Origin of the sequence: Mesorhizobium sp. M0077 (genome assembly GCF_040322955.1) — a bacterium.
Taxonomy (GTDB): Bacteria; Pseudomonadota; Alphaproteobacteria; order Rhizobiales; family Rhizobiaceae; genus Mesorhizobium.
This window is the reverse complement of the sequence record NZ_JAMYUL010000008.1, coordinates 48,390-68,609: the sequence shown is the minus strand read 5'-3', so window position 1 is coordinate 68,609 and position 20,220 is coordinate 48,390. Positions and strand designations below refer to the sequence as shown.

The following is a 20,220-nucleotide window of genomic DNA, read 5'->3' as shown; positions in this document are numbered from 1 at the left end:
CGAGGGAAGGCTTGTCCCTCCGTTCAGCGTTGGCGGAGGTCGGTAAGCGCGATCGCCGACCGGTTGCCACCCTCGGATGCAAGCTCGCAGGCTGCGACGCGGCCCGGCGCGTAACCGCTTATAAAACTGTCGGCCGCCAGCATCAGAACAAGTGCCGCACTAGCGGCTCCAATGTCGCCGACCGTCATCGCAGGGTAGGCTGTCGGGAATATCTCGCGGTGCGTGCGGTAGAAGCGCGAGCGACCGACCAGTTGTTCGAGCCCGCTGTACCGTTCCCCGTTTCCATTGCTGACAAGGAACTCGATATCGGGTTCCTTGGGTCCGGACCCGCTGAAGGCAGCAAGCAGCGAAGCCACCATCGCACGGCCTTGACTCTGGCGTTCGGAAAGAACGCTGTCGATCTCTTGAGCCAGGCCCGCCCCGCAAATCATTGCAGCCGGCCCGCTCCCCGGCGCTCGCGTCAGGCGCACGAAGACAGCGCCCTCGCCAGGGACTGCCCCTTGAGCATTGTTTTCGGATTTCAGACGATTGGCTCGCATCAAGCGCGCAATGTCGGTCCCGTTGACGAGGCTGTCCACACCACCCAGCAGCACCTGCGCGACGGTCCCGGATTCTAGCATGTCGCCGGCATAGTCGAGCAGTCCGGCGCTGGCTGCGGCACCGCCGTCAAATACCCGCGAGCCGGCATTGAAGCGCAGGCCGCATCGCTCGAAAATGGCATTCAAAAGGCGCCCCCGCTCGACCTCTTCATACGCCGGATGGTCGCGGAAACTCTCCGGCAGCGCGAGCAGAACAGCGGTCTGGTCCGGCGTTGCCTTGTTGTCGAGCATCGCCTCCTTGAGAGCGCGGGCGCCCATGCTGGCGAGCCATACCCCGTCATTGCGTCGCAGGCCCGCCTTGGCTGGAATGCGTGCCACGATCTGTGTGGTGGGAAACGGCTCTGAAAGAGGCACCTCCTGAAATGCTGACAGGTTGGCGCGAATGGCTGAGATGGTCTGGCGCGCGTTCAATCCAGCAGGCGTGACGGCGCCACCAACCGAGATGTAGAGCGGCCGCTTCACGGCTGCCACGCCGAGCGATCGCGCAGGGCCCCGTCGCCGCCGAGAAGATTGAGATAGAGTTTTCGCTTGCGGCGCGCATTGATCCAAACAGGAGAAATGTGGCCGAAGGCGATTTCCCGCAGCGCCGGCACGTTGCGCCGGATTACCACTGCCAAACGAGCCTTAAGGGTCACGCGCTTCAAGTCAGGCTCGATGAGCACGGTGTCAGGCTTGAACGCGTTTTCTTCTACACGGTCGTCATAAATGAGCCGAAGCGGGGCCGTGATGCGCGGCAGGCGGAAATCCCATCTGCCCGAAGCCGTCATGCCGATCACCGTGATATCCTCGCCGTTGCCGATGCCGGCCATCTGCTGATCGGCTGGGGCGCACATATAATGCCGCGTGTCGAAGTCTTTGGGAGCGAGCGGCCATTGGGATTCGAGCCAAGCCTTGTCGTAGGTTCCGGCGAAAGCCAGGCGCGGTTGCCAGCCCCGGCCAATCGTCCCGAATCCCGCCGGCCTCAGGGATTCCCCAGGTCGGGCTTGCGCTTCGCCCGGATACATGACGTTGGGCGCCTCGGTTCTGACCGCAGGATCTGCAGACCGGGCGTTATGGTACCCCACGCCGACTGGGTTGCGCTGGTCCGTGCGCAAGTCTTCCAAAGTGCCGCCATAGGTGCGTTCATAGACGATCGGCATGGTCCGGAAAGGCGCCGGTGCGCTGTAGCCGCCGGAGTCGTAGATCCGGTCCCCGACGACCTGCAATACCTTGCGGATCGAGTTACCGACACGCAGGCCAACCTGCATCTCGCGTACCGGCCTTCCATCCGGCGCGTGCGCGACGCCATTCACGATCACCTCGGCGCCAGGCTTGACGGGCGCGATGTCCGCTTCGTAGCGGGTCGATGAAAGGGCCGGATCGCCAAAAGGCTCATCGCCAAAGATCACCGGCACCTGTTCGGCCGCTGGCTGGAATTCCTTTCCTTCATCCGTCGCCGTGAAACTTGCCGATAGCATGACAATCAGAGTTTCTTGGCCGTCAGCATTCAATTGGACGTGCGTCGCGGCGGCGAAGGGTGTCCTGTTTTCCAGCCAGACATCGAAGGCCATCGTTCAGCACCACCGGCCGTTTTCATCAAGCCCGATCGGCCAATAGGGCATGGCCGTCAGCAGTTCTACATATTCCTTGTTGCCTTCATCGACGACCCATTGCAGCAGGAACACCTCAGGCGCGAGGCGGTCGGCCGCGGGCAGCGTTTCCCCCACCGCAACGCATCGCAGCCAGTATTCCCGCACGAGCCACACCACCGCCGGATGATTCGCCGGGCCGGCCGCTGCATCATCCAGCTGGGCCGTGATCGCTTGATTGACGGTCAGGCCGCCATCGACCAGTTCGTCGAGGCCAGCTTCCCAGATCTCGGAAGCCACCTCGAACGTCTCCTGCAAGTCAGCGAGGTAGGCCTTGAACAGGGACCTATAGGCAGCAGAGGCCTCGCGGCGCGAAAGGCGGATTCCATGATCGGGACCGACAACGTCCTGGGGTGCGTTGAGAAGCCGGTTCAGGCCGAGTTCGACACTATGATCAATCCGCATTGCCATCTTCTTCTAGCCTCAGCACATTTCGAGAGATGGATCCTCGCCGATCGGGACATAGACGAAGTACTTGAAGTACTTGAATAGTTCCGTGTCGTATTCGGACATCATTTCGACCAGCAGCAGATTGGGCGGCACGGGACCGCTGGCGTCCGCTTCGTCGCCATCCTCACCCCAGTTCGATTCATCGTCCTCGTCGTCATCATCGGTCTGTCGGGCGTACCGTTCAAGGTTCAGGCCGTGAACCTTGAAGTAGTGCTTGCGGTAGATCGCCAGAATCCGTGGATGGGCCACCAGCCCGGCGGGCCAATGCAGATTGGCTATGTTCTCACCGGAGGCGTTCAGGCGCTGCTGCAGTGCGCCCCACCATTCCTCGATCGCCGGCATGACGGCGTGGAGCTCTGCGGTCCACGCATCGATTATCGCCGTATAGTCAGCGTCGAGATCGGCAAAACCCGTTGCACTCATCGCCTAGATCCCCCGAGCGTTCATGAACTTCCTAATCGCCTTGTTGTCCACCTTGGACTGCCGGCCCGGCTGGCTGTTGCTGTGGCTGGAGCAATGCGGCCTGACGTAAAGCGCTTTCATCGCATCCTTGAAGCCTTGTGGGACGATCTCTATATTGCATCCACCCGCGTACCACGCTGCCTTCTGCGTCGGCTGGTGATCGGCGATCAGCGGGGCTTCCTTCCCCGAAATTTGCCGGTTGACCTTGGCCTCCAGTCGCTTGATCGCGGTCTTGTTCTTGCCGGTCGTGCGTTTCTTCAACCTGTCAAGGTTACGTTTGCATTCCCAGCATGGCCGGTTCTGAACCTTGGCTTTCTGCGGGCCTGTTGGCTGGGTGTAATGATCGTCGTAGCAATAATCGGTCGTGCATTTCTTCTTCTCTTTCACCAGAAGAGCATTGCGGAAGTTGACCAAGGCGGCGGTATCGATGGTGTTCGGGAGTGGACTTGCCGTGTTCTGCTCCATGGTGTCGCCATGGCGGCAGACACCCTTACCCTCCACCTTGACGACGAACGACCAGAGCTTGAACACTCCCTTGCCCTTGATCTTGTGCGTTATGACCCCCGCGCCGAGGCCTTGGGTGGCCGGCTCGTTGCCGGTGCTGGTCGCAACCTCCGACGAGCTTTCGAGCGCGGTCGGATTGCCTTCGATCTTGACGCTCTTACTGCCTTTGGTGAGATCGCTGGAAGACAGCATGTTGACGTATGGAACCGGAACCGGGCCTGCCGGCGGGGAAGGCGGGCTCAAGCACACATCTCCCGGCGCCACGCCCTTGCCGCCGCTTCCTTTGTGGAAGAAGCCCATGCCTTCAGCAAAGACTGTGCTGCCCATCAGAGCTATTCCGTCTCAGGGCGCGGGGCGCGCATTTTCGGCAGGGCGTTGGCCGCCAGGTCGTGAATATCCGAGAACGCGAACTCATGCACCGACCAGTCGTCGAGCCAGAAGCCAATCCGGTTCGGATCGCCATGGCTGTTGCTGGGCGCGGCAAGGTTGGCCAAGCCTTCGGCTATCCAGGACTGCGTCCTCTGCAATTCGACCGCTTCATCAACGATTGACGCAACGCCGTCGAACCATGCATCGTCAGGTGCCGGTGTAGCCCCAATCCCGATGATCGCGAACGGATAGCGGCGTCCCACGCGGTCCTCGCTCATGCGCCATGCGCCGGCACAGGGCCGGTCGCCGAAAATGCCGCTCTTGACGATGAAGCGCCAAACACGCGAATCCAATTCCCCCTCGTCTGGCCTCTCGCGCAACTCCATCGACATCCAGCGGTCCCAGCGGTCGATGAAGGTCCGCGGCAGGTTTACGGCAACGAAATCTCCGGTCGCCGGAATCTTGCCGAAGAAGCCGGTGTTCAGATCTGCGGCGGACATGAGAATTTCTTGAACATCTGGAGGTTGTAGGGATTTTCGACACTCGCCGCCTTGAGCTTGAAATCGGCGTACATGCCTTTCGTCCCCAGCCGCAGGCTGTAGACATCGGACAGCGACGTCCCGGTGAAGCGGCCGCCGCGCAGCATCCTCAGCCACGCCCAGCTTCCCGTCTCGTTGAGCATGATTTCGGGCGAGCCGTCGATCGGCTGGAAGGCGAGCGAGATAACGCCGGTGCCGTCCTTGCCGGGCCAGGTCATCGGCTGCGGCCGCGTCGCATTGTTGAAGTAGACCAGGTTCTGGCCGTCGAGGTTGAGGGTGACGCGGGTGATGTTGGGCGACAGGTCGGTCGGCTCGAGTGTGAAGGCCATCACCGGGCCCTGGCCGCCGGGAAAGAGATCGTCGCGAATGCGCCGCGCCTGCTCGAAGGCGGCAAGTGCGGACGGGTCGAGGCCGAAATCGGCACGCCATTTCCATGGCTGCGCAGAGGTGTCGACATAGCCGAGCAGATGGTCGTTGATGAAGCCGTCGATCATCCCTGCCGGCCCAAACAAGCGGGCGAAGTCGCGGACGTTGACGTCGACCGCGCTGTCGGGGCTGAACGGATAGCGGTCGTTGAGCGCGGCCTGGCAGAAGGGCAGGATGTCGGCGCGCCAGATGGCGTTGAGCTCGGAGGCCACGGCCTTCTGCGTCAACCCGCTGGTGTCGCCGGCAATGCCGCTAAGCCAGGTGTTGACCGGGTCGGGCAGGATTTGCGCCTGGCGGGCGACGGCGCCGGTCAGTTCGGCAAGCCCGCCCTGTTTCTTGATCGCGTCCTGCGGGTCGGGATTGGCGGTCACCGTCTGCAGCACGTTGGACAGCGCCGTCAGCGCGACGACCGCGGCATCGAGCGCCGGCGGCTGGCCGTCGACCTCGGCAATCGTGCTCTTGAGCGGCTTGAAGTGCTCGGCCACCAGCGTGCCGGTCAGGTCGACTTCGCTGGCCGATCCTGCGCGCGGCAATAGCTTGGCGCCGGTCTTGACGATCTTGCCCAGTTTGCCGAGCTTGCCCAGCAGTTTCGAGCCGCCCTTCGCCGCCGCCTTGTCGTCACCGGCCGGCGCGTCGTCCGAGCGGGTGAGGTCGACCTCCTGGACCACCGCCGTCAACAGCCGCTTCAACGCGGAATCGGCACTGGAAAGGTCTTTCAGATTCTCGCTGGCAATGTTGAGGTCGCTGAGCGGCGCCAGCCGCATGTCGCGCAAAAAACTGTCCCACTGCGCGATATAGTCGTCATAGTAGAGCTTCAGGATATCTTCCGACAGCGCCGACACCGACGTCTCGGAATTTTCCGAGCAGCCGCCGGCAAACACGGCGCGGTCGAGTGCCGCCTGGGCGGCGACATCCTCGACCCGGTCGAGGATCGCGTCGTGGAAGCCGTCATAGGTGAAGGCGCCTGATATGCCGACGCGCAGCGTCTTGTCGGAGCGTCGCGAAAACACCTTGGCGCCGTTCGGCCCGGCGAAATTGGCGGGGATCCATTCCTTCAATCCGGCCACCGCCGGATCGGCCAGCAATTGCTTGTAGGCCCGCGCCGGCAGCGAGATCGTGCAGACCGTTTTCAGCGCTTCGGCGACCAGCGCCTGGTCGGGTGTGATGTAGCTATCATCGACCGCCATGCGCCGGATCGCGGCCAACTGGTGTTCTTCGGCATCGGCGGTCGGGAAGGGCGCGGCCGGCGCGAATTCGGGCAGGTCGTTCACCCACCAATTCTCGACGAAGTCGGAGTCCATCTGAGACAGACCGGTCATCATGCGGTAGGTCTTGAGTGCGCCCAGCATGAAGTCCGGATCGCGGATCTGCCGCCACATGGTCGCTTCGAGCAGCGCCACCATCCGCGGCTCCAGCACGTTGCGCAGAGCGTGGTCATAGGTGTCGGTCTGCGCCCGCATCATCTCGGCCGAAGCCGATGGTCCGAGCAGGTCCTGTGCCTTGTTGGGAGGCGCAGTCCTGGCATTGGCGACTTCGTCCATGGCGGTCAGGGCAACGTCCATAGCCGGCTGCAGCACCGAGGCGGGCGTCGCGGCGGTCGACGTCAGCGGCGCCTGCAGTGCTTCGAACTGGCCGGCTTGCGCGGCGATGGCGTTGCGATTGTCGTAGTAGGACCAGGTGAACAGGCCGCCGGCGAGTATGGCCGCAGCCGCGCTGGCAGCGGCGGCACCGCGCCAGACCCAGCTGCGGCGGCGCTGCGCCAGCGGATCGAAGGTGCCGAGCCCGGCCTCCTTGAAGATCACCTCGGTCAAAAGGTTCTTGAGGAAGAAGCTGCGCTTCTCGAAGCGCTGCGCCGGCATCGTGCGTCGTGCCGGCAGGCCGAAGGAGGAGGCGAGCGCCGCGGTCAGCCGGTCGATCGGCGCGCCTTCCTGGGTCGCCGAGGTCAGATAGAGGCCGCGCAGCCAGGCTGCCTCCTCGTAGCGGCTCTCGCCGAACATCGCCTCGACCAGCACCTGGATGGGCTCGGACAGGCTTTGCAGCTGTGCGGGAAAGCGGAAGATCTCGGCCCGTTCGGCCAGCTTATCCTCGTCTTCCAGCCGCGGCACCAGCCGCTTTTCCAGCTCCCTCGACAGCGTCGTGACTTCACCCGCGATCGTCTTGGCGTCGACGCGTGCATCGAGCGGGAAGGTCGTCCCCCATACCTGTTCGCGCGCCGCCGTCGACAGGCCGCCGAAGAAGGCCTCGAAGCCTCTGATCAGATCGGCCTTGGTCAGCATCAGATAGACTGGCAGGCGGATTTCCAGCCGCTCTTCGAGCTCGGCCAGGCGCCTGCGGATCTTGCGGCCATGCGCCTTGACGGCTTCGTCGCCCTCGGACAGCGCGTCGATCCCAAGCGCAACGATGACGCCGTTCAGCGCACGACGGCCACGATGCTTCTTCAACAGATCGAGGAAACCCAGCCATTCCACGGCGTCGACATCGGGCTGGCTTTCCTGCTGGACATAGCGCCCGGCGGTGTCGATCATCACTGCGTTTTCGGAGAAGAACCAGTCGCAGTTGCGGGTACCGCCGATGCCCTGCAGATCGTCGGTGAGGTCGATCGGAAAGTTGAGGCCGGATTGGCGCAAGGCCGTCGTCTTGCCGGTCGCCGGGGGGCCGACGATCACATACCACGGCATCTCGCGCAGGAACTTGCGGCCGCCGAGCTTGCGGCGCTTCAACTCGACCATGACGTCCTGGAACTTGGCGCCGACCGCGGCGACGTTTTCCTCGCCCGGGCTGAGCCGCTTTTCCTCGACCGGGGCGGAAATCTCGGCGACGAACATGCGGTTGGCGCGGATCGCGCGGCGCTGCGCGACGATCAGCCAGATCAGCCAGAAGATCACCAGAAGAGCGATGATGACGATGCGCACCGTCTCCGACGCCATCGGCACATAGTCGCCGACCCGTACGATCGGGCCGAATACCCAGATGATCAGCGACAGCAGCGCCAGGCCGATCAGCGTCCACAGGAAACGCGAAGTCAGGACCGCCCAGAGGAAGCGCAGGATGAACATGTCACAGCCTCTTTTCGACCAGCACTTCGACGCGGCGGTTCAAGGCCCGGCCTTCGCGTGTGCCGTCGTCGGCCACCGGATCGGTGGCGGCCCGGCCTTCGGAGCGCACGCGCTCCTTCGGCACGCCGTTCTGAATCAGGATATCGGCAATTTCCGCGGCGCGGGCTTCCGACAGCCGCTGGTTGGTGGACAGTGGGTTGGTCTTCTGCAACGGAACGCCGTCGGTGTGGCCGACCACGGTGATATCGCCGATCAGCTCCTGGTTCTCGAGGATCACCTTGGCGACCGAGGCGATGAGCGGATCGAAGCCGTCTGTCAGCTGCGCGCGCGACGACTGGAAGAGTTCGGGATTGGAGGCCTGGATGACCAGCCGCGCCAGCGACACGCTCTCCGTGCCGCTCAGCGCTCTCTTGAGCTCGTCGGGTGCTGCCGCCTGGAATTCCGGCAGCAGCGCGAAATCCACCGCCACCGGCGGCGGCGCGTCGACCTTCGGCGAAGCGCGGGTGACATCCGTACGCGTCGGCGGCGGCAAGGCGCGAACCAGCGCCGAAAGCTCGACCGCCTGGCTGCTCAGGCTCATCGACAGCCCGATATGAATGGCGGTGGCGATCACCGCCGCTGCCGCAACCATCACCCAGATCGGCACGATGAAGCGCTGCGGCTCGTCGGAGGCGATCACGCCCTTCCAGTTGGGCGAAAGCTGTGCGCCTTCGGCGTCGCTGTCGCGCAGGAAGCGCGCCGCGGCCACACGCACGGCATTGAGCGAACGGTCGCCGGAGCGGCCCGGCACGCGATATTTGCCGCGGAAGCCGAGCGCCATGCAATGATATTGCAACTCCAGCATTTCGCGGTCGCGATTGGGATGGCGCTCCAGCTCTTCAAGACGGGCGAAGAACTGCGCGCCGGCATCGACGTCGCCGCGCAGCATCACCACCAGCGGCTGGCGTGGCCATGCGCTGGCGCCGCCCCACGGCGTGTTCAGCGCCAGATCATCGAGCAACGCGGCCACCAGCCACGCGGCCTGGTCGGCGCGCTCAAGTGACGATCCCTGTGCCATGGTGGCGTCGCGGCAGCGCACGAGTTCGTCGAGCAGCCTGGTGCGCAGGGCTTCCGGGTTCTCAGGCGGCTGCGCGTTTTCGAGTTCGGGTGCAAATTCCAGCAGCGGCGAGAACGCGTTGACGAGCACGTTCGGATGCGCGCGCGCGGAGCGTTTCGCGGTCACCCCTGACGCCGGCAGCGGCATGGCGCGCGGCGTTGGCGCTCCGCTCAGCCGAATGCGCGTCCGCTCCCGATCCTCGGACAGTCCGAATGGATCGTCCCTGCTCATCATCTCACCTGTTGACCGAGTAGCAGTCGACCTGCGGTTCGCTGGGCAGCACGCCCGAAACGCCGATCACAAACCCGGGCGCTTCGAGCAGCGAGGCCCAGTGCTCGCTTTTCTGGTCCAGTTCGAGGCACAGCCGGTCGCCGTCATAGGGAATTTCGCGCGGCTGCGAATGCAGGGGCTTCAGCGGAATGCCGGGCAGGCGTGATTTCCACAGCCCTTCGAATTCGCTGGCCGAGCCGACGGTCGCCTGGTTGACGAAAATCTTGCGCAAGGCATCCTCCGAGAGTTCGGAGCCGATCCGCACCACGATGCGGCTCGCCACCAGAAGTTTCGGGTTGTCGATGCGGATCTTCCACACATTGGTGGCATGGCGCATGACCGGCAGGGCGCGCGATTTCGGCTCGATGTAGCGCAGGCTGAGGATCAGCGAACGCAGCGCATCGGCCAGCGCCGAATAGGCGGGTCCGGGCGCCATGTGGTCGTAGACAGGCAGTTCGCCGAGCCGCCTTGCGCTCGAGCCATAGGTCGCCATCGAGCCGGCTAAGCCAGCCAGCTCCATATAGACCTCGGCTGGATGGAAGACATCCTGCACAAGCATGTGCGCCAGCCGCGGCCGCGCGGCGTTGACCAAATTGAGGATCAGAAGATCCTCGACGCTGCGCCCGGGGCCGCCCAGCACCATCTTGCCATGCGCCTCGGCGATCTGGTCGAGGCCGGTGACCACTTCCTGCAGCAGCCGGCTGTACCAGGACGCCGCGCCGATGACCAAGGTCGGCGGCAGGAAGGTGTCGTCCAAGGCCACGCCGCCATCGGCGCGCACGCCCTTGAGTTCGGCCACCGGCAGCGCGGTGTAGCCGCCGACGGCCGTGCCCGGCGCCAGCAACAGCGCCTGCGGCCGTGCGATCTCGATTTCCTCGGGATCGGAGCCGCCATGCACGGCGTCGCGCACCGACACGATCCGGCCGCGATAGCGCGCGCCGGACGGCTCGGCGTGAGCGGGGTCGAAGCCGACGCCGCCTGGCGGCTCGAGCGGCAGCGCTATCAGCACCGGTCCAGCGCCCATCTCCGGCGTCACCGCCAGCGGCCGCGGCGCATCCATCGTCTCGGGGATCGCGAACGGCGTCCCGTCTGGAAAGATGCCGCGTGCCGAGAGCACCGAAATCTGGCCGGCATCGAGCTGTGCCTGATCGAGCATCAGCGTTCGAAAGCCGAACGTATGCAGATGCCCGGCCTGCAAGGCGCCGCGCACCGTCGCTTCGAAGAAGCGGTCCTGTTGCTGGAAATGCTGGGTGCGGAGGAACAGTCCCTCCGACCACAGCACCCTGTTTGCATCGTTCATGCCGGCACTCTCTGCTTCCTGCTCATCGCCTCGCGCGGCTTTGCGGATTCGCCGCCCAATGCATGTCGCTCAAAAGTGGTCACGGTTTTGAGAGAACGACATGCATAAAAACAAAGACCTAAAGCGCGTCGCCTGAATCCGTTCAAACGCGACGCGCTTTAGGCGGAAATCCCGCCGCTGCCGAGCTTCACTTTGACCGTGAACTTCGATCCCGGCGAAACCGATTTGGTCGTGCGCCAGTTGCGTCCGCCGGGTTCCCTGATCAGCGCGACGAAGCCGAGTGCTGCCACTTCCGGCTCGACCGTGATGGTCTTCGATGCGGTCTTGCCGGGTCCGACGGAAACCGTGTCGGAGCCGATGAGATCGCCGCCAAGTGCCGCGCCGGCACCGCCCTGCAGGGCGAAATAGTCGGCCGAGTTGAAGGCGCCGGTGCTCTTCAGGCGCAAGATCATCACCGTCACCGGCCTGTCGCCGCCGCCCGGTCCCGGGTTCATGCCGGCGCCGCCGGCAAGATTCACTGTGATGACGGATGGTTTCGGCGGGCCGCTCTGGCAAGCCGTCAGCAGTCCCGTCGCCCCGATGGCAAGGATAAATTCGCGTCTGTCGATCATGTCTCAGTCCTCCTCATATGCATCACGAAAATCAGCGCCGATCTCGCCCAGAAAACGCGTCTCGGCGCTGCGAGCGATTTCACGGTGGCGTTTCTGGTACAACTCCCAGAGCTTGGCTCCGCGCCCGCCGGTCAGCAGATTGCCGATCGCCGAACTCGACTTCAGTTCCTGCTCGATCGCCGCCGGATCGAAGCGGTCGATCATGCGCTTGAGCGCGCCTTGCACGCCGCGCCAGGCGCGAACGTGATGCTGCGCCAGATCGCGCACCGCGTCCTTGATCGCCGCCTCGGCGCCGAGGAAACCGGGGCTGCGCTCGGCCAGGATGGTTACCAGCGCATCGTCGACCGAGGGCAGGAATTTGAGCGGGTTGACTTCGGATGCGCCAACCACCGTTTGAGCGACGCGAGCGTTGCCCTTCTCTTCGGCGCGCTTGCGCAAAAGCTGCATCAGCCCTTCCATCATCAGCCGGTACTCGCGGCCGAATTTTTCCATGTCGGCCACCGGATCGCCGCCGGGAAAATCGGCCTCGTCCATGCCCATGCCGCGCAGGAAAGCGGCGCGAAAGTCCGCGTCCGGCTGTCCGGTCGATGGCCGTGCTGCAGCTTGCCGGACAGGAGGGCGGGGCGGTGGTTGCGGGGTTGGCTTTGGCGATGGCTCGGCCGCGCGAGCCGGCAGCTCCCACGGCGCCGCGGAGGGAGCAGGCGAGGCCGCATCGATTGCGCCGCCATCCGTCACGCCGGCGTCGAGGCTGGTGGACTCGGCCGGGCCAAAACCAAACCCGTCATCGTAGGCCGGCGGCTGCTCGGAATTGGATCTGCTAGGCTCTCTCGACAGCGGCGCGGAGTCGAGGCCGAAGGGGTCGTCGAACAGCGGCTTGCCGCCGCTTTTGTCGGTGACGGCCTCTGGCGCCGGCGTCGCCACCGGGTCGAGGCTGAATGGATCGTCGAACGCCTGCGAGCTGCGTTCATCCGCACGCGCGAACGCGCCGGGCACCGGCTTTTCGAACGGATCGGGCAGGTTGGCAGGGCGTGGCCGTCCCGGCTCTTCTTGGGTCGTGGACGAAAAGAAATCGTCGCCGCCGAGACTGACCGGCGCCCGCGACGCCACCGGCTTGCTGGCGGGCATCGAAGGCCTCAAGGCCGGCGCCTCGGTCTTCGCCGTCTGCAAATCGACGCACACCACATAGTCGCCCAACCGCAGCCGCATGCCGCTTTGCAGGCGCTCGGTATTTCCCGCGCCGAGTGGGCTGCTGGCATCGTCGATGAACAGCCCGCTGCTGGAAGTATCGGTGACGAAATAGCCGCCCTGCTTGCTGGTGATCTTGCAGTGGGCGCGCGAGACGAACATGTCGGGATCGTTGATCTGCCAGTCGGCGTCGGCGCTGCGGCCGATCACCAGCTCACCCTCGTCCAGCCGCGCCTGCCGCGTGACTTGCGCGCGGGGTCCCTGTTCGAGCGTCAGCAGCAGGCTCATGCCGCCACCTCTTCGCGCCAGCCGACGATGGTGCGCAGCCGCATGTCTTCGGCATCGCCTCGCGCAGGGTTGCGCGCCAGCCAGGTGGTGCGGGCAAGCTGGACGGTGCCGAGCTTTGCCGGCGGCACTGCCTTTGCCGCAAGCACGATCCTGAGATCGACATCGATGGTCTCGCCGATCAGGTCGCGCACCGCCTGCTTCAACAACTTCAGCCGCTCGCCGCCGGGCAGGAACGCCTTGTAGTCGATATAGCTGAGCGCACCGATGCGCAGTTCGATTCGGCTTTGCCGGCTGAAGCTGCGCGGGCCGATGGTGGCGCTGCGGCCGAGTGTGGCATAGCTGCCGGCCAGCCGGCTCTGCAGCGCCTTGGGAATGGTCATCCAGGCGCCGACGAATTCCTTCAGCACCACCGGAACCTTGAAGGCTTCGGCAATGAACAGCGTCAGCCGTTCGGGACCCTCGACCTGGCTGGCGAGCGAGGCGGCCTGGCGAAGCTTTACCGCATCGAGTTCGGCGTCCTGGGTGCCCGGCAGCCCGATGCCGGCCATCGCTTCCAGCATCGAACGGACGCGGCCGCCGACACCGCGTTCGACCTGCACGGCCGGATGCGCATCCGCCCAGGCGCGATAATAAAGCGCGATCATCCGGTGCTGCAGGATGTTGACGAAATCGACGAAGGTCGTGTCGCTCGTTTGCCGCGCCTCGGCGCCTGCATACCAGCGCTGCGAAAGCCGATCGAGCACCCAGCGCGTCAGATGCAGCGGCATCGGCCCTTCAGGCCCGAGCAGGCCGAGATTGTTGACCGTCACCCGCGCCGGCGACTTGTCCGTCGGTTCGTGGAAATCCACCACGTCCTGCACTGCGAAGGACAGCCGCACATTCTGGCCGAGCCTTGCCGGCTCGCGGTCCGGCCGGCCGGAATGGCCGAACAGGCCGCCTTGCCGCTCCAGCCGGCGCAGCAGTTCGAAAAAGTCGAAACTCTCGGACAGGGTTGCGGCTCGCTCTAGATCAGGTAGCGATTGCCGGGCGTCATCGGCCATGGCACATCCTCCTGTTTCTGGAGCAACCGCGTGCGCGTGCGCACGAACCCGTTAATGCCGGCATGGCGGGCAAACAGCCGCGACAGCAGGCCCGACAGCAGCAGAGTGCTCTGTCCCGCCAGCACCGACTGGTCGACATGCAGCGTCACCTCCGTGCCGCGCCCAAAACACATTGGTCCTTCGATCGCCAGCCTTTCGATCACCGCGCGCGAATCGATGCGCACGATCGAGCGCACATTGCGGGCGAGCCCGGGATCGCCGCGTTCGGCATAGAGATCGAGCAGCGCATGCAGCGGATCGACGCCGCGGCCTTCCTTGGCCAGGCTGAGGAAGTTCAGCGCCAGCTGCGAGACCAGCCGCCAGGCCAGGTCGTCGGCGCGCGACTCGCTGTCGGCGCCGGTCGGCAGCGCTGCCGGGATGGCCGGCTGCGGCGAACGCAGCGCGCCGAGCAGCCTGACCGATTCCACCGGGTCGCCCGCTTCCAGCGTCAGCGTTGGCGTGTCGTCGAGGATGGCAAGATCGCGGTTTGTGCACAGTGCCACGACGTCGACGCGCTTGAGCGGCCGGTTGGCCTGACTGTTGACTGGGCGCGAAACCGCCAGGAAGACGTCGTCCCCGGCATAGGAGGTCCGCGTCACGCCCTGGCGCCGCTCGTCCTCGGTCGGCCGGCGCGGCCGCCGCTCCGTCGAATAGACCCAGCCGCTGCCGCGATTTTGCCCAAGGCTGAAGAGTTCCGGTATCTCCGCGTCGGGTCCCTCGGCATCGGCGTCTTCGACGCGGATGACGCGGTAGATTTCAAAGTCGCGCGCCCGCGTGCGGTCGGCATGCAGCACCTGGCGCGTCTTGCGCTGGTCGAGCTCGACGATGTTGCACTCGCGCTCGAAGAGATTGATGATCGGGGTGGCGAAGAGATCGAAATCCGCCGGCGTCAGATCGGCGAGTTCGGGCACCGGACGCCGGAACAGGAAGATGATTTCGAGCCCGGCCTGGCATTTGCGCACGACCGGCAGCAAGCCGGTGACGCGCCCATAATGGAAGCGCTCGGGCATCATGAAATATTCGCGCAGCAGGCGGTAGCCTTCGAAGGTCGGCCGCGTGCGCGGCATCAGCGCCTCGGCATCGGCAATGCCGACCATCTCCGGCGGCGGTAGCGGCGACAATGGATTGGTCTTGCCTTCCGGTCGAGCGCCGACACCGGAGCAGACTCCGAAGATGGCGTCGAAGATCAGCGGCGCCTTGGTGCGGTTGGCGAAATAGAAGTCGAGCCGGTCGAGCGCCATTTCGTCGAGCTTGCCTTTGCCGGTCCGCGCCAGCGTGATGCGAAGTGCCGCTTCGCCACCCTTGCCGCTGATCGGGCCAATACCGGCGGCGGCAAGCGCGCTGCGGTCCTGGAAATAGCCGACCGAACTGATCGCGATCGGAAACAGCGTCATGTCCTGCGCGGTGGTGAAGGTGCAGCGCGTCGACAGGCCGGCCTGCAAGCTGGAGACCAGCCGCGTGCCGCGCTTGACGACATGGCCGGCAAGCATTGTCTGCACCTGCTGGCCGGGCTTCAGCACCACCATGGCGGTTGCCGGCGCCGGCGTGACGAGATCGGGATAAAGCACGTCGAGGATGCTGCGCGAAAACCGCGAGCGCTCGGCATCCACCTTCAGGCGCGTGCGCGCGGCGAGGAAGGCGACGCCGTCGAGCAGCCGCTCGACATAGGGGTCGGGACACGGCACCGTATCCAGCGACAAATTGCGGGCAACCGCCGGATGCATGTCGGCGAACTCCGCCGCCAGCCCGCGTATGTGGGACAGTTCCTCCTCGTAATATTCTACGAAGACCCGGTCCATCTCTCAGGCTTCCCTGAACTCGGTGCGCGCCAGTCCGTTGTCGAGATTGATCGTCGTGCGCAGGCGCATGCGCTCGGGCGTCGGCGTCATGATCAGCACGGCGTCGATCTCGATCTTCAGGCCGGTCTTGTCGCCGAGGTTGACCGTGACTTTCGTCGCGCTCTCCTTCAGCCGCGGCTCGAATGCGGCGAGCACGGCGCGGATCTCGCGAGCCAGAACATCGCGATCGAAGTCGCGCGACGACCGGCCGGAGAAGGACGGCACGCCATAATTGACAACGCTGCGGCGCACCTCCGGAAAGTCGGCCAGCGATGTCGGACTGTCGGTCATCTGCTCGGCCTCGAGATCGGATAGCAGCGGCGCGGATTCGAAACGCTCGGTGTTGAACAGCGCCTCGATGTCGCGCCGCACGGCCTCGCGCAGCACATCGGGCGACACCACGATGCCTCGGCTTTCAAGCTCGCCACGGTGCCGGTTCTGAAACGCCAGCCGGTGCAGCCGGCGCTTCTGATCGGGGTTCAATGCGTCATCGGCGTCGATGCGCCTCGGTCCGTCTGCCAGCAGCTCGTCCAGGCGCTCTGCGCCAAGCTCCTCCTGCAGAGCCTGCCTGAGCCCGTCTATCTCCGAGCTCACGCCCGGCAGATCGTTGACGAGGCGGTCCCACAGCGAAGGCTGTACCGCCTCGCGCTTGGCCCGTGAACCGCCCGCCTGTACCTTGTCGGCGGCAGGGCGCTTTGCTCGCCCCTCACTTGCCGACATAGACATCCATTTCGGCTTCGTCATTGTCGTCATAGACGAACTTGATCTTCTTGTAGGCGAAGGAGACTTCCTCCTGGATCAGGTCGGCTTCATCATCGGCCTGCGACATGTCGTATTCCATGATCGAGGCGTCGGTCAGGGTAACGACCAGATAGTCCTTGCTCTCGCCGTCGATGGTCCGCCGAGCGGAGAATTTGACCTCGTCCAGCGCCTTGTTTTCGAACAGGGCCTTGGCCAGATAGGGTGAGGCCTTGTCGTAGTGCTTGGTGAACTTGATCATGCCCATCGACACGCGGCCTCGGCGCGAGAGGGAATTGGGGTCGTAGGGCGCGACCATCTTGTAATCGACGCCATGGATTTCGATCTCGTCGTCATGGCCGTCGCGCGTGCTGGGCCCCTTGATATCCGGAACTTTCAGAAAACCGTCGATCTTCATTGTGGGCATTTTCGTTCTCCACGCTTTCAAACAAAGGTTTGGTTGCTGCAATCAGGTCTTCACGGACGGCAATTCCGACACCAGCCTGAGCGAGGCATTGATGCCCTCCAGCTGGTAGTGCGGGCGCAGATAGAAGCGGGCGTTGTAGTAGCCCGGCCGGCCCTCCACGCTGTCGACCTGCACCTCGGCGGCGGCAAGCGGACGCTTGGCGCGCGCCTTGTCGTCGGCGAAGGCCGGGTTGGCCAGCACGTACCGGTTGATCCATTCGGTCAACCAGATCTGCATGTCGGTGCGTTCCTTGAACGAGCCGACCTTGTCGCGCGCAATCGCCTTGAGGTAGTGGGCGAAGCGCGAGACCGGGAACAGATAGGGCAGGTTGGCGGAGAGCCGCTCGTTGGACTGGGCGTCGGGGTCGACCAGGCGGCCGGCCCGCGTCTCGTCATCCTGCAGCGAATGGGCGCCGATAAAGGCCGCGAGATCGGTGTTCTTGCGGTGCAGGATCGGCATCAGCCCGAGCTTGGCCAGTTCCGCCTCGCGCCGGTCGTCGATGGCGACTTCCGTCGGGCATTTCATCGCGATCGAGCCGTCATCGGTCGGGAAGGAGTGCACCGGCAGGTTAAGCACAGTGCCGCCATTTTCGACGCCGCGGATCTGGGTGCCCCAGCCATAGAGCTTGTGGCTGCGGTTGATGTTGACGCCCATCGGGAAGGCAGCGTTCATCCAGACATATTTGTTGTGATCGCCCTGCACTTCCTCCTCGAAGGAGAAGCCCTTGACCGGGACTGTCTCCGAGCCGTAGGGCAGCCGCGCCAGCACGCGCGGCATGGTCAGCCCGATATAGCGCGCATCCTCGCTCTCGCGCAGCGATTGCCACGAGGCGTAGGCCGGGTTGGAGACGATCTGCTGCAGGTCCTGCGGGTTGGGCAGTTCCTGCCAGCTGTCCATGCGGAACAGCCGTGGCGAGGCGGCGGCGATGAACGGCGTGTGCGCCGAGGCGCAGATGCCGGAGATGTTGCGCAACAGGCCGACGTCGCGCGGGTGGTTGGAGAACTCGTAGGCGCCGATCACGCAGCCGATCGGTTCGCCGCCGAGCATCGAATACTCGTCGGTGTAGACTTTCTTGAAGATCGGGCTCTGGTCCCACATCTGGCCTTCATAGTCTTCGAGCGTATCGGCCAGCTGCTCCTTGGAAATGTTCATCACCCGGATCTTCAGCTTCTGATCCGTCTCGGTGTTGTTGATGAGGTACCAGAGGCCGCGCCAGGTGCCTTCCATCTGCCGCACTTCCGGCGCGTGCAGGATTTCGTTGACCTGGGTCGTCAGCATCTTGTCGATGCCGGCGATCAACGACTTGATCGACTTGATCGAGTTGGACGAGATCGTCGTCGTCTCGGAGCGCGACTGCGCCGCCAGCGCCAGGTTGCGCACCAGCTGCTGCAGCTTCTCGCTGTCGTCCTTCTTGACCTTGAAGTCCTTCTCCAAGAGCTGGCTGAATTCACCGAGATCGACGGCCTCGGCCTCGGCGACGGATGCTGCGGTCTTTTGCTGTTCGGCCATGATCTATTCCTCACCCTTGTCGTCGGACAGCGCCTGGGCGGCGATCTGGCCAAGCAGCGGCTGGTTGTTCAGCAATTGGGCGATGCGCTTTTCGGCATCGACGCGGCCGTCCATGAAGCCGAGCAGCTCCTCGAGCTGGCGCCGCATCTTGAGGATTTCGGCCAGTTGCGGGACCTGTTCGGCGATCTTGTCGGGGGCGAAATCGCCCATCTTGGTGAAGGTCAGGTCGAGCGCCAGTTCTTCGTCGCGCTCCTGTCCCTCGGCCTGCGGCAGCGTGTTCTTCACCCGCGCCTTGACCCTGGGCCCCAGCGCTTCCATGAATTTGGGGAAGCGGTTGGCATCGGTCTCGACAAAGGAACGGTCGAGCACCGTCTTGGACGCTTCCCTGGTCTGCGATGCGCCCGACAGGTCGGCCATCACGCCCATGACGAACGGCAGTTCGATCGTCGTCGGGCTGCCGTAGGTTTCGACATCGTAGGCGATCTGCACGCGCGGGGCGCGATTTCGCTCGATGACCTTCGCTTTGCTTTCGGCTGGCATGTGTTGCTACCTTTCATCCTTCTGGGCAGTCTTCTTGGCGTCGGGAACGCCGGCGAGCAGCCGGAATTCCTTGAGCCCCGACGGGGCGAGGTCTTCCATCAGTTCAACGAAATCCATGTGCACCATCCTGCGCACCCGGCGGGCGAGATGCGGGATCGGGCTCGACGGCTCGGTGCGGTCGTAGAACGCGACCACAAGGTCTAGGCACTTCACCACATCGTCGCGCGAGGAAATCCTGTCCGGGAGTCCCGCACCGGTCTCAGCGTAGCTTGCCATCGTCTCGGCTCCATGACCGTTTCTGACCGGCGCGGCCGGGCTTGCCGCGGCAGCAGCCGGGCTGGCGGCTCCCTTCGTCGCTGCCTCTTCCGTGGTCTCGACCGCCGTATTGCGTTCCAGCGTCGTCAGCACGCGCTGCAAAAATCGTTTCAGGTCCGGGACGGCAGCCCCGTTGCTGTCAAGACGGGCATTCAGGGCCGTATCGACTGCGTCGAGCGCCTCGATCGCTGCGTGCGCCCCGGCGATGAGCGCTGTCATCTGTTCACCGGCCTGGTCCTGATGGGCGGCACAACCGCTGCCCACCCGGTTCAGGAGCTGTCCGTGCGCGCTGACCAGCGCTGCCTTCTCCGTGGCATTCAATCCCGACGCCGCTTCCTGAAGCATGACGCGATCATCGAGCGCACCCTGTTCGAGATCGCGTCCGCTGATCGGCCCGATGGGACGCGGCGCGAAGAAGACCATCTGCCTGAGGTTCGCCATTAGGCCTTCCTGGCCGTTCTGCAGGTCGGCCAGCGCGTTGAGGCGGCGCAGGGCGGCCTCGCGTGGTTGGGGGCTGGCCCGCAGCGCCGGGTGCATCGTCTCCCAATGCGTCTCGAATGTCTTTGCAATCAGGGTCAGGCCCTGTGCCAGTCCGGCCAATCCCTCTTCATTGGCGAGCGCCCGGGCGACAATGACAAGCAGGCGCAGGTCGCGGCCATGCGAACGCAACTCCTCGGCCTTGCCGAGCACGGCAGGCCAGTCGACCGGAATGGTCGATTGCGCGGCTGGCTTGTTGCGCCCGTCATGGACGACCTTGACTTGCGGCTCCGTGAGCCGCTCCAGCTCATGAAAAGCCGGATCGTTGCGCAAGTCTTCGCCTGACGGATTTTCACCGTCCAGCGGAGCAAGCCAGAGTGCGAGATCGACCACAGATACCCCCGGCGACCGGCTCTAAAACCGTACGTGACCCAACGTTAGCACACGGTTGCATATTCCCACAATTCGCCATCCG

Annotated in this window: 18 protein-coding genes; all 18 read right to left on the bottom strand. The window is 64.5% G+C overall.

Annotation, left to right across the window (positions count from 1 at the left end; genetic code table 11):
- Window positions 1–23: 23 nt before the first annotated feature.
- Entirely contained in the window at window positions 24–1,070 is a 1,047-nt protein-coding gene (locus NKJ57_RS17155; RefSeq protein WP_023682623.1) for a hypothetical protein, read from the bottom strand.
- The gene (locus tag NKJ57_RS17150; protein WP_023682622.1) at window positions 1,058–2,149 is read right to left on the bottom strand and encodes a DUF2169 family type VI secretion system accessory protein; all 1,092 of its coding nucleotides are present in this window, start codon (window positions 2,147–2,149) and stop codon (window positions 1,058–1,060) included. The genes NKJ57_RS17155 and NKJ57_RS17150 overlap by 13 nt, the downstream gene beginning before the upstream one ends.
- Window positions 2,150–2,152: 3 nt before the next feature.
- Window positions 2,153–2,632 carry a hypothetical protein gene (locus NKJ57_RS17145; protein ID WP_023682621.1) on the bottom strand — a complete coding sequence of 160 codons (480 nt, stop codon included), beginning with the start codon at window positions 2,630–2,632 and terminating at the stop codon, window positions 2,153–2,155.
- Between the two features lie 18 nt (window positions 2,633–2,650).
- Window positions 2,651–3,100, bottom strand: a complete 450-nt coding sequence (locus NKJ57_RS17140) for a hypothetical protein (RefSeq protein ID WP_023682620.1) — start codon at window positions 3,098–3,100, stop codon at window positions 2,651–2,653.
- Between the two features lie 3 nt (window positions 3,101–3,103).
- Window positions 3,104–3,943, bottom strand: a complete 840-nt coding sequence (locus NKJ57_RS17135) for a DUF4150 domain-containing protein (protein ID WP_023708137.1) — start codon at window positions 3,941–3,943, stop codon at window positions 3,104–3,106.
- Window positions 3,944–3,975: 32 nt separating this feature from the next.
- Window positions 3,976–4,512 carry a type VI secretion system-associated protein TagF gene (gene tagF / locus NKJ57_RS17130; RefSeq protein WP_023704809.1) on the bottom strand — a complete coding sequence of 179 codons (537 nt, stop codon included), beginning with the start codon at window positions 4,510–4,512 and terminating at the stop codon, window positions 3,976–3,978.
- On the bottom strand, window positions 4,494–8,033 hold the full coding sequence (tssM, locus tag NKJ57_RS17125; protein ID WP_352511513.1) for a type VI secretion system membrane subunit TssM: 3,540 nt from the start codon (window positions 8,031–8,033) through the stop codon (window positions 4,494–4,496). Before tssM ends, tagF begins: the two co-directional genes overlap by 19 nt.
- A 1-nt stretch (window position 8,034) precedes the next feature.
- Window positions 8,035–9,360, bottom strand: a complete 1,326-nt coding sequence (gene icmH / locus NKJ57_RS17120) for a type IVB secretion system protein IcmH/DotU (protein WP_023804377.1) — start codon at window positions 9,358–9,360, stop codon at window positions 8,035–8,037.
- 4 nt (window positions 9,361–9,364) lie between these two features.
- The gene (gene tssK / locus NKJ57_RS17115) at window positions 9,365–10,699 is read right to left on the bottom strand and encodes a type VI secretion system baseplate subunit TssK (RefSeq protein WP_352511515.1); all 1,335 of its coding nucleotides are present in this window, start codon (window positions 10,697–10,699) and stop codon (window positions 9,365–9,367) included.
- Window positions 10,700–10,857: 158 nt separating this feature from the next.
- Complete coding sequence (gene tssJ / locus NKJ57_RS17110) at window positions 10,858–11,310, bottom strand: type VI secretion system lipoprotein TssJ (protein WP_352511517.1); 453 nt, start codon at window positions 11,308–11,310, stop codon at window positions 10,858–10,860.
- A 3-nt stretch (window positions 11,311–11,313) separates the two neighbouring features.
- Window positions 11,314–12,783, bottom strand: a complete 1,470-nt coding sequence (gene tagH / locus NKJ57_RS17105) for a type VI secretion system-associated FHA domain protein TagH (RefSeq protein ID WP_352511519.1) — start codon at window positions 12,781–12,783, stop codon at window positions 11,314–11,316.
- Window positions 12,780–13,823 (bottom strand): type VI secretion system baseplate subunit TssG, encoded by a 1,044-nt coding sequence (tssG, locus tag NKJ57_RS17100; protein ID WP_031194673.1) that lies wholly within the window; start codon window positions 13,821–13,823, stop codon window positions 12,780–12,782. Before tssG ends, tagH begins: the two co-directional genes overlap by 4 nt.
- Window positions 13,787–15,661: a type VI secretion system baseplate subunit TssF gene (gene tssF, locus NKJ57_RS17095; protein ID WP_352511520.1), complete on the bottom strand. Its 1,875-nt coding sequence runs from the start codon at window positions 15,659–15,661 to the stop codon at window positions 13,787–13,789. Before tssF ends, tssG begins: the two co-directional genes overlap by 37 nt.
- A 3-nt stretch (window positions 15,662–15,664) precedes the next feature.
- Window positions 15,665–16,420, bottom strand: coding sequence for a type VI secretion system baseplate subunit TssE (gene tssE / locus NKJ57_RS17090; RefSeq protein WP_023704816.1), 756 nt, complete (start codon window positions 16,418–16,420; stop codon window positions 15,665–15,667).
- Window positions 16,407–16,856, bottom strand: coding sequence for an Hcp family type VI secretion system effector (locus NKJ57_RS17085; protein WP_023673716.1), 450 nt, complete (start codon window positions 16,854–16,856; stop codon window positions 16,407–16,409). Before NKJ57_RS17085 ends, tssE begins: the two co-directional genes overlap by 14 nt.
- Window positions 16,857–16,907: 51 nt before the next feature.
- Window positions 16,908–18,413 carry a type VI secretion system contractile sheath large subunit gene (gene tssC / locus NKJ57_RS17080; RefSeq protein ID WP_023682611.1) on the bottom strand — a complete coding sequence of 502 codons (1,506 nt, stop codon included), beginning with the start codon at window positions 18,411–18,413 and terminating at the stop codon, window positions 16,908–16,910.
- A 3-nt stretch (window positions 18,414–18,416) separates the two neighbouring features.
- A complete protein-coding gene (gene tssB, locus NKJ57_RS17075) occupies window positions 18,417–18,953 on the bottom strand; it encodes a type VI secretion system contractile sheath small subunit (RefSeq protein WP_023673718.1) in 537 nt (178 codons plus the stop codon).
- A gap of 6 nt (window positions 18,954–18,959) precedes the next feature.
- Window positions 18,960–20,138, bottom strand: coding sequence for a type VI secretion system protein TssA (gene tssA / locus NKJ57_RS17070; protein ID WP_023704817.1), 1,179 nt, complete (start codon window positions 20,136–20,138; stop codon window positions 18,960–18,962).
- Window positions 20,139–20,220: the final 82 nt, after the last annotated feature.